Annotated in this window: 11 protein-coding genes and 1 pseudogene; 4 read left to right on the top strand and 8 right to left on the bottom strand. The window is 53.7% G+C overall.

The window, feature by feature from the left end; all coding sequences use genetic code 11:
- Positions 1-71 precede the first annotated feature (71 nt).
- Together ACMHXE_RS05720 and pepA are read right to left on the bottom strand one after the other, a co-directional pair.
- The gene (locus tag ACMHXE_RS05720) at positions 72-677 is read right to left on the bottom strand and encodes a TetR/AcrR family transcriptional regulator (RefSeq protein ID WP_187575707.1); all 606 of its coding nucleotides are present in this window, start codon (positions 675-677) and stop codon (positions 72-74) included.
- Between the two features lie 509 nt (positions 678-1,186).
- On the bottom strand, positions 1,187-2,695 hold the full coding sequence (gene pepA, locus ACMHXE_RS05725) for a leucyl aminopeptidase (protein ID WP_028781604.1): 1,509 nt from the start codon (positions 2,693-2,695) through the stop codon (positions 1,187-1,189).
- Between the two features lie 238 nt (positions 2,696-2,933).
- Here pepA and lptF point away from each other — a divergent pair, with 238 nt between their 5' ends.
- Together lptF and lptG are read left to right on the top strand one after the other, a co-directional pair.
- Complete coding sequence (gene lptF, locus ACMHXE_RS05730) at positions 2,934-4,046, top strand: LPS export ABC transporter permease LptF (RefSeq protein WP_039033175.1); 1,113 nt, start codon at positions 2,934-2,936, stop codon at positions 4,044-4,046.
- Positions 4,043-5,101: an LPS export ABC transporter permease LptG gene (gene lptG / locus ACMHXE_RS05735; protein WP_144168034.1), complete on the top strand. Its 1,059-nt coding sequence runs from the start codon at positions 4,043-4,045 to the stop codon at positions 5,099-5,101. Before lptF ends, lptG begins: the two co-directional genes overlap by 4 nt.
- A gap of 200 nt (positions 5,102-5,301) precedes the next feature.
- Here lptG and ACMHXE_RS05740 read toward each other — a convergent pair whose 3' ends face one another.
- The 5 genes from ACMHXE_RS05740 to ACMHXE_RS05760 all read right to left on the bottom strand — a co-directional run bounded on the left by ACMHXE_RS05740 (position 5,302) and on the right by ACMHXE_RS05760 (position 8,511).
- Entirely contained in the window at positions 5,302-5,811 is a 510-nt protein-coding gene (locus ACMHXE_RS05740) for an RDD family protein (RefSeq protein ID WP_071237031.1), read from the bottom strand.
- A 25-nt stretch (positions 5,812-5,836) separates the two neighbouring features.
- Entirely contained in the window at positions 5,837-6,088 is a 252-nt protein-coding gene (locus ACMHXE_RS05745; RefSeq protein ID WP_109248044.1) for a DUF2960 domain-containing protein, read from the bottom strand.
- 26 nt (positions 6,089-6,114) lie between these two features.
- The gene (locus ACMHXE_RS05750; protein WP_025889282.1) at positions 6,115-6,465 is read right to left on the bottom strand and encodes a DMT family protein; all 351 of its coding nucleotides are present in this window, start codon (positions 6,463-6,465) and stop codon (positions 6,115-6,117) included.
- Positions 6,466-6,468: 3 nt separating this feature from the next.
- Positions 6,469-6,954, bottom strand: coding sequence for a GNAT family N-acetyltransferase (locus ACMHXE_RS05755; RefSeq protein ID WP_025011398.1), 486 nt, complete (start codon positions 6,952-6,954; stop codon positions 6,469-6,471).
- 66 nt (positions 6,955-7,020) lie between these two features.
- Entirely contained in the window at positions 7,021-8,511 is a 1,491-nt protein-coding gene (locus tag ACMHXE_RS05760; RefSeq protein WP_413731644.1) for a carboxypeptidase M32, read from the bottom strand.
- Between the two features lie 394 nt (positions 8,512-8,905).
- Here ACMHXE_RS05760 and ACMHXE_RS05765 point away from each other — a divergent pair, with 394 nt between their 5' ends.
- The gene (locus ACMHXE_RS05765; protein WP_115389888.1) at positions 8,906-9,538 is read left to right on the top strand and encodes a YqiJ family protein; all 633 of its coding nucleotides are present in this window, start codon (positions 8,906-8,908) and stop codon (positions 9,536-9,538) included.
- A 26-nt stretch (positions 9,539-9,564) separates the two neighbouring features.
- On the top strand, positions 9,565-11,397 hold the full coding sequence (locus tag ACMHXE_RS05770) for a flotillin family protein (RefSeq protein WP_144133360.1): 1,833 nt from the start codon (positions 9,565-9,567) through the stop codon (positions 11,395-11,397).
- A gap of 447 nt (positions 11,398-11,844) precedes the next feature.
- Here ACMHXE_RS05770 and ACMHXE_RS05775 read toward each other — a convergent pair.
- Positions 11,845-12,041 (bottom strand): annotated as a pseudogene (locus ACMHXE_RS05775) (hypothetical protein); the annotation flags it as partial.

A 12,041-nucleotide genomic window follows, 5' to 3' on the forward strand; every position in this document is an offset into this window, starting at 1 on the left:
TTGCTTGATTAGACCGGTCGTCTAGTGCTCGGTTAAAAAAATCCCGCCACCTGTGTGGCGGGGAGTATCTGTTATTGGCCGCTGTTGTCCAGCCTGCCTGCGAGTATGCTATCAGTGGTTTGCATCGCCAGGTTGAGGGCGTTTTTATCCTGGGTCAGCTTGCTCATCAGGCTGGCTCCCAGCCAGAGGTTGTATAGTAGCTGCGCCGTCTGGTCACTGTTGCTGACTTTGACAGAGCCATCCCGGTTACCGGCTTCGATACATTCGGCAATGGTGGCAATGATCCGCTTGGCGCCTTGCAGCAGCGCCATACGCATAGGCTCAGAGAGATCGGCCACTTCGGCACTCAGCTTTACTACCAAGCACTTTTGCGCGCCACAGACATCGGCGTCGCAGTCCAGCCAGAGTTGCCAGTAGCTTTGCAGCCGCTGCAGCGCCGGAGTGCGCTCATGGCCCAGCAGTGCCTGCAGCTTATCCTGATAATCGTTGAAATAGTCTTTTATCAGGGCTTCACCGAACTGCTCCTTGGATTTGAAGTAGTGGTAGAAGGAGCCCTTGGGGACTTTGGCATGTTGCAGCAGTTGTGACAGGCCAACATTGGAAAAGCCTTTGGTTACGACGAGCTGGTAACCCGTGTCCAGTATGTGTTGGCGTGTGCTTTGTGTCTGTGTGTTCATGGCGGCCAGTATAATCACCATTAGACCAGTCGTCTAGTGTTTTATTTGAACAGCACTTGTTTTGCATGGAGCCTCGTTAGCACTATCAAGTGACAAAGGAAACGCGACAGGAAGTAACTGGATGAAAAGCTATGAATTAAAGCGTTCAGCGTTAAAGTAAACGGGGCATGTCGGTAGAAACTGTATTTGCAAATTCAGTTGTACGAACTCAGCTGTGCAAACTCAGCTGTGCAAACTTAGTCTGAAGCCGAGTTTTATGGGCCGTATTGAGCCACTGCCTTTCAACAGGTCGGTTTATTGTGGCTTAGCTCTGTGGCTTAGCTCTGTGGTTTGAGTCCTGGATGAATACCATTTTGCCCAAGTGCCGGCTCTATCGGCGATAATCAAAAGGCGGGGGCGATCATCAAAAGACGGGGAAGGAGCAGGGCAAAGGGAAGATTGGCTTTATAAAATAGCCAATAAAAAGCGAAGCACTGGGCTTCGCTTTTTATTGGCAGGGAGTCAGGCGCTTATTCGCCTTGCTCGACCCCGGCGCGGTTGAGCAGGAACTGCGCCAGCATAGGAACCGGACGACCGGTTGAGCCCTTGTTGGCGCCGCTGTTCCAGGCTGTACCTGCTACATCCAGGTGGGCCCAGTGATACTTCTTGGTAAAGCGCGACAGGAAACAGGCCGCCGTGATAGAACCGGCAGGGCGTCCGCCCAGGTTGGTCATATCGGCAAATGGGCTGTCCAGCATCTCTTGGTACTCATCCCATATCGGCAGGCGCCAGGCGCGGTCACCGCTCTGCTCACCGGCATTGAGCAGCTCGCTCGCCAGTGGGTTATGGGCCGAGAACAGACCTGAGGCGTGTTTACCCAGCGCGATAACACAGGCACCTGTCAGAGTGGCGGTATCGACCACCAGTTCAGGGTCGAAGCGCTCCACATAGGTGAGTACATCACAAAGCACCAGACGGCCTTCGGCGTCTGTGTTGAGCACTTCCACGGTTTGGCCGCTCATGGTGGTGAGAATATCACCTGGGCGATAGGCGTTGCCGGAAGGCATGTTTTCACAGCCGGCCAGTACCCCAACCACATTGATAGGCAGCTTCATTTCACAAATGGCCTTCATGGTACCCAGTACCCCGGCAGCGCCGCCCATGTCGTATTTCATTTCATCCATGGCTTCGCCCGGCTTGAGCGAGATGCCACCTGAGTCAAAGGTCAGGCCCTTACCCACAAGCACTATCGGCTTGGCGGTCGTGTCGACGGCACCCTGATATTCCATCACTGTCATGATGGACTCATTGGCACTGCCACGGCCCACGGCCAGGTAGGCGTTCATGCCAAGCTTGGCCATCTGCTCTTCACCGACAGTGCTGACCTTCAGGTTCTCATGCACTTCGGCCAGTTGTCGGGCCTGCGAGGCCAGATAAGCCGGGTTGCAGATGTTGGGTGGCATATTGGCCACGTCGCGGCACAGCTGCATACCGGCGGAAACACCTACACCGTGCTCGATGGCGCGTTCGCCGACCGTCAGCTCACGGCGGGTCGGGACATTGAATACCAGTTTGCGCAGTGGGCGGCGGGTCTCGCCCTTGCGGGTCTTGAGTCCATCGAAGCTGTAGAGGGTAGAGCTGGTGGTTTCCACGGCCTGGCGCACTTTCCAATAAGTGTCGCGGCCTTTAACGTGCAGCTCGGTCAGGAAGCAAACGGCTTCCATTGAGCCGGTATCATTGAGGGTGTTGATCGTCTTGGTGATGATCTGCTTGTATTGGCGCTCGTCTAGTTCTCGTTCTTTTCCGCAACCTACCAGCAGAACCCGCTCACTCAGTACATTGGGTACATGATGCAGGAGCAACATCTGCCCGGGCTTACCTTCCAGATCGCCGCGACGCAATAGGTTGCTGATGTAACCTTCACTGATTTTGTCCAGTTGTTCGGCGATGCCGGACAGGCGACGGGGTTCGTAAACGCCTACAACTATGCAGGCCGAGCGCTGTTTTTCGGGGCTGCCGCTCTTTACGCTAAACTCCATGAGCTCTCCTAGATTCTTTTAAAGACAAACTTTTTTATTTATTGGATAATGTCTGCTTGTGCCGCCCAAAGGCGGAAAATTTCCTGCAGCAGGGGGCTGGTTTGGCTGACAAGAATCATACGCCTGAAACAACCAAAATGCCGCCTGTTATGGTCAGAAAACTATCAAAAGTAGACAGTCTACATGAAAGTAACACTGACACCAGCAAAAAGATAAGTTTGGATACCGGATTCAGCCTGTGATTGTATTTAGATACTTGATCCGCGAAGTTTTGAAGGCACAAATAGCGGTGCTTTCAGTCTTGTTAGCTATTTTTATCAGCCAGCAATTTGTCCGCATCCTGGCCGATGCCTCCGACGGCGAATTTCCCGCCTCCCTGGTGCTGACTCTGATAGGCCTTAATTTGCCCGAATTGACGGTGCTTATCCTGCCCCTGAGTTTGTTTCTGGGGATCTTGCTCGCCCATGGCCGCATGTATGCAGAAAACGAGATGGTGGTCTTTCACGGGGTCGGTATCAGCGAATGGTATGTCACCCGGGTAACCCTGATCCTGGCGTTGCTCAACAGCCTGTTTACCGGTTATCTGGCGCTTTATGTTGCGCCTTGGGCGCAGGACAAACAGCACGCGGTTTTGGAAAAGGCTCAGTCAGAGGCCGGGTTAGCCGCCCTGGTTCAAGGGCGATTTCAAACCAGTGCCAATGGCCGGGCTGTGCTCTTTGTTGAAAAAATCAGTAAAGACAATGAGCTGGAAAAAGTCTTTGTGGCCCAGCTTCCCGATGCGGAAGATGAGAGCGGCGTTACCAACCTGGTCGTGGCCCATGGTGGCCGGGTAGTGGAAGACGCAACCGGTGGTCAGCGGCTCAAGCTCGATGATGGCGTGCGTTATCAGGGAGCCCCGAACCGGGTGGATTACCAGGTGATTGAGTTCGGCGGTTATCAGATGCAGCTCAAAGAGCAGGAAGTGGATGAGAGGGATCGCAAGTTATCTGCCGTGCCTTTCAAGGAACTGCTCAATACGCCGGGGCCGGAAGCCGTGGCCGAATTCCACTGGCGACTGGCCATTCCGCTGGCTATCCCCTTGATGACGCTGATTGCTGTGCCACTGGCGCGGGTTAATGTGCGCCAGGGCAAGTTTGCCAAGGTGTTCCCGGCGGTATTGCTCTATCTTGGCTATTTCGGCTTGATGGTCGCCGGGCGCAAGGCGCTGCAGGATGAGGTGATCCCGGCCTGGCTGGGGATGTGGTGGATCCATGCCTCGGCATTAGTGATGGGCATCTTGCTTATAGGTAAGGGCCGACCTTTGGGCACTCGCCTGACCGGCTTGTTTAAACGCCGGGGGGCCGCAGCATGAAGATACTGGACTGGTATATTGCCAGAGTACTGCTCAGCACCTCTGCCTTGTGTCTGCTGATTTTGACCGGGCTTTCCGGGATCATCAAATGGGTCGATCAGCTGCGTCTGGTAGGCCGGGGCAGCTATACCATGATGGATGCCGCCGTCTATGTGCTGTTTTTGATCCCAAGAGATGTGGAGATGTTCTTCCCCATGGCCGTGCTGCTCGGGGCGCTCATCGGCATGGGCATGCTGGCCTCTAACTCTGAACTGATAGTGATGCAGGCCTCCGGCATGTCGCGGCTGCAGATCACCCTGTCGGCGATGAAGACGGCGGTTCCTTTGATGCTGATGGTGATGGTTCTGGGTGAATGGGGCGCACCGGTGGCGGAGCAAAAGGCCTATGAGCTTAAGACCAGCAAGATCTCCGGCGGCAACCTGATTAAGTCCCACCGCGGGATTTGGGCCAGAGATGGAAACCTGTTCGTCAACATCGGCGAGATTGAAGATGTGACCCGTCTTGGCAATATTACCCTCTATGAGTTTGACTCAGAGCAGAAGCTGGCCAGTGTGGTGCATGCCGAGCAGGCTATCTACACCAAGGAATATTGGCGTTTATTGGAGGTTCGCCGCACTGTGTTCAAAAATGAGCAAGTAGTGCTGGATAACCTCAAGGAAGACAGATGGCCCTCCAGTTTGACACCGGACAAGCTGAGCGTGGTGTCGGTTAAACCCGATGCCCTGTCTATCCGTGGTTTGGTCGGTTATCTCGATTATCTGAAGAACAACAATCAGGACGCCAGTCGCTATGAGTTGGCATTGTGGCGCAAGGTGATGCAGCCCATTACAGTGGCTGTGATGATGCTGGTGGCGCTCTCTTTTGTGTTCGGGCCACTGCGAACCGTCACCATGGGGGCCAGGGTACTACTCGGGGTGATAGCCGGCTTTACCTTCTATATCTGTAATGAGATCTTCGGCCCCATGAGCATAGTCTATGAACTGCCGGCCTTGATGGGCGCCATGATGCCAAGTGTGCTGTTTACCGGCGCGGCTATCTACTATATCCGCCGCTGAGGACGCTGCTGAGGATTGAGGGCTTGTGAGAGTAAAGTCGCTGCAGGTTTAAAAGCCTCCCTTGTTGATTAACGTTATGAAAAAGCCCTGTCATTGACAGGGCTTTTTGCTGTGGTTTGCGTATTGGAGGCATCTAGAACGCTTTATTTTAATGCCATCGCTACCTGGGTATTTCAGGCTATTATCTCAGAATCCGTGTCTCAGGCTCCGTGCCAGTTACGCAGTGAGTTGGCTTCTTTACTGAGAAGAACCACTTCTGAGCGGGTCATGCTGTCCTGCAGAGCCAGTTTGTCACCATTGAACAGGATCCACAGGTTGCCTATCCCCAACAAGGACCAAACCACTCGTGCCAGCGCGGTAATAAAACTCAGGTTTTGGCCGTTGGGATGTTGCACCTTGAGGCGCCAGGCGCGCATGCCCAGCGTCTGGCCGCCCTTGGACCAAAAGAGAGCGTAGAAACCGGCCACACAGCAGGCCAGCCACAGCTGATAGATGCCGTGATAGAGGCTGTTGCCATTGAGCAGATCCGAAACATGTTCATAGTTCCCCATGGGAATGAGGCCGGAGGCGGTCAGGCCGGTAAAGATCCCAAACCCTATGGCACCGGCAAACATGTAGACGGCTACCGCCAGCAGCAGATCATAGACGGCGGCACCGAGGCGCTTGAAAAAGCCGGCTCGGGGAAAATTGGCGTGCTCTGGATTTATCATGGCTTAACCCTCTTTTGGGCAGGTATTAACCCTGCTCTTCTTCTTTGACAAAGTGGATATGACGAAATCCCATACGGGCGAATTCACTAGTGCGATAGCTCTTCAGGGCGCCACCGCCTTTGGCTGTCATGGCGACTTGCTGCTCCATCGCCAGAAAACGGCTGAGATCTATTCCCTCGGCCGCGGCAATAGCCTCGTACATGTCGTGGTATTTGTCATAGGCAAAGTTGATCACTTTCGCGACCCCCTTGTATTCATAGGCGACCTGACGTGCCATCTTGTGTCCTCATTAAAGCAGTGGGCTCAAGCGAACTTACTGCGAAATATAAAATAAACGGCGCCGAGCATACACAACCCGGCCCAGAGATAGTCCAGTTTCAGTGGTTCCTTTAGGTAATAGAATGAAAAAGGAACAAACAGACTCAGGGTGATGACTTCCTGAAGTATCTTGAGCTGGCCCACATTCATCACACTATAACCAATACGGTTGGCCGGTACCTGCAAAAGATATTCGAACAGGGCTATGCCCCAACTGACCAAAGCGGCAATGATCCAGGGTTTACCTGAAAGGGACTTGAGGTGGCCGTACCAGGCAAAGGTCATAAAGATATTGCTCAGGCACAACAAGCCTATGGTGATGAGTGTGGGTTGCATCTGTCAGCGGGCTACCGGATAGACCATATAACTGGCGTCATCTGTATAGGTGGCCAGCGATTTTTCGATACGCTTGTGGTTAAAGCCGAGCTTTTCCCAGTAACCACAGGCGCCCTGTACTGCAACCAGTGACAAGGAACCCAGGCGCAGTTTTTCCGCCTGCAGTTTGAGGGTATCAAACAGTTTGCGTCCGGCGCCGAATCCCTGAGCCCTGTTGCTGATGGCAATATCATGCAGATAAAGGGTGTCGGCCTTGGGCAGTGTGGTAATCGCCTTGTACAGTGGCGGAGGGGTGTCTTCGGTCCAGGGATGAGCCAGACAATAGCCTACCACCTGGTCACTCTTTTCAAGGACATAGCAGGTTTGCGGTGATGCCTGCCACTTGCTCTTGAGTACATGTAAAGGTTCGGGGGCCAGAGCGTGGTAGCACTCTGCTTGAATTTCGCCTATGGCTTGCCAGTCATCCTGGCTAATGGCGCGTATCAACATCTGAATTCACTTTCTCTTTGCAGTTACTTCATAGAAACGCGCCATTATACCATTTTTGCAGATAAATTAATCCAGATAGCGCTGCTGCAGATGGCGCTGCAGGAAGTTGGGATCCAGACTCTGGCCTGTGGCACTACGGATCAGTTCATCGGTTTCCAGCAGGCTCCCCTTGGACCAGATTTTTTCATCCAGCCAGTCGCAAATCTGCCCCAGCTTATCCTGGCTCAGCAGGGCTTCAATGGGGCCCAATTCGGCTTCCATGGCAAATCTCAGCTGGGCGGCGTACATGGCGCCCAAGGTGTAGCTGGGGAAGTATCCCAGTTCGCCCAAGGTCCAGTGAATATCCTGCATACAGCCATCTTTGTAATTACCGGCAGTACTCAGCCCCAGATATTGCTGCATCTTCTGATCCCAGAAATCGGGTAGGTCTTTCACTTCCAGGCTGCCGTCGATAAAGGCCTGCTCGGCTTCAAATCGCAGCAGTATGTGCGCCGGATAGGTGACTTCATCGGCATCGACCCGGATAAGACCCGGCTTGACCCGGGTGATATTGTCGATCAGTTCATGGGCCGATACCGGGCAGTCGAGATGTCGGCGAATTCTCGGATAGAGCTTGCTGATAAAGGCGCGGCTGCTACCGAGTTGCATCTCAAAAAACAGGCTCTGACTCTCGTGGATCCCCATGGAGCGAGACATTCCGGCGGGTTGTCCTCGCCAATCCTTTGGCAGCGCCTGCTCGTAACGGGCATGACCCGTTTCGTGAATAGTGGAGGTGAGGGCCGCGATAAAGTCATCTTCCGTGTAGCGACTGGTCAGGCGGATATCACCGGGCACGCCACCGCAAAATGGGTGCGAGCTGACATCCAAGCGCCCTTGGTTGAAATCAAATCCCAGGTATTGCATCACCTCTCGTCCCAGCAGCTTTTGGTCTGCTATCGGGTAGTCGCCGGCGCTGCTATTGTAACTCTGGTGCAGCTGTTTATGCTTCACTTTTTGGATAAGTTCGGGCAACCAGTCCCGCACCGCTCCGAGAGTGGTCTCCAGCCGTTTACAGGTCATGCCGGGTTCAAATCTGTCCAGCAGGGCATCGTAACCTGCCTTGCCTGTGTGCGCCGAGCGAGCCTGGGCTTCTTCTCGCACCAAGGCGATTACCGCCTCGAGATTGGGGCGAAACCCTTGCCAATCGTTGTTATGTCGCTGTTCGCGCCATTGGTTTTCACAGCGATAACCCGCCAGCGTCTTGGCCTGCACCAAGTCCCCCGGCACGGCTATGGCTTGGGCATAGTGCCAGCGCATCTCTCTGAGATTGGCCCTCTGTTCGATACTGAGTTCGGCGGCCTTGGCTTCGGCGCCATCCAGCCATTCGGCAAGCCGGGGCGAGGTTTTTAAACTGTGAATGTGTAATGCCAACTCGGCCATCGCCTCGGAGCGGGCCTCGCTGCCGCCCATGGGCATCATGGTGGCTTGGTCCCAGTCGCCCAGGGCACTGAAATGCTCAAAATGGCTGATGGTGCGAAAGTGCTGGCAAAGTTGCTGGTATTCGGTTTTGGCAGTCATGGTTTGCTCTAAAATATTGGCATGCATCAGAGGGAACAGTTCTTATGCTAACCAAGCCTAGGGATCGTTCTCAAGTGTTTTTCGGCAGTTTTTGTTCTTGCGAAATGTAATTAAATTAATGTCTTGTAATAAAAAACAAAGTTTGCAATTCGGTTTTTGTCTGGGCGTTGCTGGCGTAAACCTTGTGGTTTGTTGCAACACTAACCCAAGCAAAGATAGCCTCAGTATGGAGTGGCTAACATTAATGTGAGCCGCTGCAGATTTCTGACGTCGAATGCAGATAAAAGCTATTGGAGTCCAAGCTTGCCAAGGGTTACACTCAGTGACGACCTGAAATAAACAGGCTTATATGGAATATTGACGACAGGTACAGTCGTCTACAAGGAGGAATCCTGTGCTGGACTTTTTTCTGGCCCAGTCCAATCTGCCCTATGCTGTAGCCTTGGCGATAGTGGCACTGCTTGGAGTGATAGAGGGACTCACATTAATCGCGGGTATCAGCCTGATGGCCGCCATGGATGACTGGCTTCCCGATGCCGATCTTGATACTGACCTGCCTCAGGGCGGACTGACAGCACTGGCCGGTTGGCTCTGCCTGGATAGGCTGCCTGTGCTCATCTGGTTTGTGCTGGCGCTGGGATGTTTCAGTATTACGGGCTACCTGCTTAACTATTTTTCCTGGCTGCTCACCTCTGCCCTGTTGCCGCAAGTGTTTTCTTTGCTGCTGGCCTTGCCGTTGGCGGCGGTTGCCTGCCATTTCCTCGGTGGGCAGTTGGCTAGAGTTCTTCCCAAAAATGAATCCAGCGCCGTCTCAATCGAAGATCTCAGCGGCAGCGTCGGCACAGTAACACTCGGCTGCGCCATCAAGGGTAATCCCAGCGAGGCCGTGGTTCAGGATCAGTACCGTCAGAAACACTATGTCCTGGTCGAACCCGAAGACGAAGACACCGAATTCCCGGCAGGGGTGCAAGTGGTGCTGCTCAGACGCAGCGGCCGCGTGTGGTCTGCCACCCGTTTTGAACAATAATCCAACCAAAGAAGGAAACAACAGGAATGGAAACCATCCCGGGTTTAAATACCAGCGGCACCAGTATGTTGCTGTTTACCGCAGGCGCAGTAGTGCTCTGCCTGTTGGTGATAGGGTTTATTTTTGCCAAGCTCTATTGCCGCGCCACCAAAGAGATGGCCTTTGTGCGCACGGGTTTCGGTGGTGAAAAGGTAGTCAAAGATGGCGGCGCCATTGTCCTGCCGGTACTGCATGAAATTATTCACGTCAATATGAACACCCTGCGCATCGAAGTGGGCAAGACTCAAAAAGATGCCCTGATCACCAAAGACAGGATGCGGGTGGACGTCAAGGCCGACTTTTACTTGAGGGTGGCCCCCAATGCCGAAGGTATCTCCATGGCGGCCCAGACATTGGGCGGTCGCACCAATAGGGTGGAAGAACTCAAGAAGCTGATGGAGTCCAAGTTTGTTGACGTGCTGCGCGCCGTGGCAGCCGAAATGAACATGACAGAGATGCACGAACAGCGGGCCGACTTTGTACAACGGGTGCAGAACAACGTAGCCAACGATCTTGAAAAAAATGGTCTGGAACTGGAGTCGGTTTCTCTGACAGGTTTTGACCAGACAGAGCTGGAGTTCTTCAATGAGAACAACGCCTTCGACGCCGAAGGTCGTGCCAGACTTGCCAAGATCATCGAAGAAAAGCGTAAAGAAACCAACGACATTCAGCAGGACAACCGGATCCAGATTGAGCTGCGTAACCTGGAAGCCGAAAAAGAGTCGCTGAATATCGAAAAGGCCGAAGAGGAAGCGCGTCTGATCCAGCAGCAGGCACTGGAGTTCAAGCGCGCCGAGCAAAAGGCCGAGATCATCAAGCAGAAAGAGCAAAAGCAGCGTGAGGAGCGGGAGGCGGAAATCGCCAAGGAACGCGCCATCGAGTCGGCGGAAATTGAAAAGACCAAAGACATAGAAACCCGCGAAATTGAAAAGCGTAAGCAAATTGAGCAGGCCAGAATTCAACAGTTGCGAGATATCGAAGTCTCCGAACAGGAGAAACAGATTGCGGTTGCCGCCAAGTCGGAAGAAGAATCTGCCGCCAGGGCCCGCGCCGCCGAGGCCGAAAAGCTCAAGGTTGAAAAAGAGGAAGCGGTAATCACAGTGCGTCAGGTGGCTGAGGCCAATCGTCGCAAAGAGATTGAAGTTATCGACGCCCGTAAAGAGGCAGAGCGGGAAGCCGTTGGGGTTACAGTTCAGGCTGAAGCCGAGAAACGCGCCGCCGAAGACAGATCCATAGCGATACTGACCGAAGCCCGCGCCAGTGCCGATGCCAAGATGCTCAAGGCCGAGGCCGATGAGAAGGTGTATGCGGTGGAAGCGGCCGGTAAACAGGCGCTGCACGAAGCCGAGAACGTGTTGCGTGACGAGCAAGTTGCCCTGCAGCGTTCACTGGCGATCCTCAAAGTTCTGCCGGAAATCGTCGCCAATGCGGTTAAACCACTGGAAAACATCGAAGGCATCAAGATCCTTCAAGGCTATGGCAGCGGCGTAACCGGCCAATTGGGGACAGCTTCCGATGGCGCCGGTGTCAAGGGCGGCATTGCCGAGCAAGTGACCAGTGCAGCGCTCAACTACCGTGCCAATGCGCCCGTGGTCGATGCCATGCTCAGAGAGTTGGGGCTGGTAGATGCCGAAAAGGGTGGGCTGAATGATCTGCTTAGCGGCAACAATATGCTCACCCATGAAGCGCTGCAAATCGCCCGGGATACTAAGGCCAGTGTCGAGCCCAAAGTGGAGACGGTAAAGCCTGTTAGCCAAAACAATGTGGCCTATGAAGTGACTTTGGATATAGACAAACCTGAGCAACCGAGAAACGCTTAAGCCCAGTTGTACTCATCAATGCCCTCCATCGGAGGGCATTTTCTTATCAGGCATAGCTTCTTATCAGGTATAGCTTCTTCTTATCAGGCATAGCCTCGGAAAATTCGTTTTCAATTTTCCAAGCCGGCCTCGGCTACGCCAATATGCAAACAACGCCTAATGGCGGCTTTGAAGGGGAATCGGTGTAATTCTGTTAGCGCTGAGTAGCTTGGAACATCAGAAGTGTCTGCAGACATACGCCTATTCCCCAGGCACAGGCGGAACTGTGACCGTCGAAAACAGGGCCGAATTTTGTTCCCGACAAATTCGGCATTTCCTACGTCCTTGTCGGTCAGATGTTTTCATCGAGGCTACATGGACGTATTCACAACAACTTCCCTGTTTAACGGCCAGCCCACCATCCCTGGTTCGCGCTCGAAAGCATGTTGCTGTGCAACTCTCGCCGAGTCACAGGATCGCCTGTGCATAAGCCTGCGGCAGGCAATGGGAGACATCCGTTGCAGGAAGTTCAATCCATGTTATTTGGCTATTTTGAGCTGAAAGCCATGCTAGCCGCTGTGCCAGCGGCGTAAAGTCGTGGAGCTTCGCCCCACACCCGACCAAGAAGGGATCAACAGCAATCCCCTCTTGGATCTCCCTTGCCG

This window comes from Shewanella sp. BJSY2023SW007 (assembly GCF_047314525.1).
In the GTDB taxonomy this organism is placed as follows: domain Bacteria; phylum Pseudomonadota; class Gammaproteobacteria; order Enterobacterales; family Shewanellaceae; genus Shewanella; species Shewanella chilikensis.

Coding starts and splice junctions, on each gene's coding strand:
- pepA (WP_028781604.1), bottom strand. CDS start 2,695: ATGGAGTTTAGCGTAAAGAGCGGCAGCCCCGAAAAACAGCGCTCGGCC.
- lptG (WP_144168034.1), top strand. CDS start 4,043: ATGAAGATACTGGACTGGTATATTGCCAGAGTACTGCTCAGCACCTCT.
- ACMHXE_RS05750 (WP_025889282.1), bottom strand. CDS start 6,465: ATGCAACCCACACTCATCACCATAGGCTTGTTGTGCCTGAGCAATATC.
- ACMHXE_RS05770 (WP_144133360.1), top strand. CDS start 9,565: ATGGAAACCATCCCGGGTTTAAATACCAGCGGCACCAGTATGTTGCTG.
- ACMHXE_RS05740 (WP_071237031.1), bottom strand. CDS start 5,811: ATGATAAATCCAGAGCACGCCAATTTTCCCCGAGCCGGCTTTTTCAAG.
- ACMHXE_RS05720 (WP_187575707.1), bottom strand. CDS start 677: ATGAACACACAGACACAAAGCACACGCCAACACATACTGGACACGGGT.
- ACMHXE_RS05755 (WP_025011398.1), bottom strand. CDS start 6,954: ATGTTGATACGCGCCATTAGCCAGGATGACTGGCAAGCCATAGGCGAA.
- ACMHXE_RS05760 (WP_413731644.1), bottom strand. CDS start 8,511: ATGACTGCCAAAACCGAATACCAGCAACTTTGCCAGCACTTTCGCACC.
- ACMHXE_RS05745 (WP_109248044.1), bottom strand. CDS start 6,088: ATGGCACGTCAGGTCGCCTATGAATACAAGGGGGTCGCGAAAGTGATC.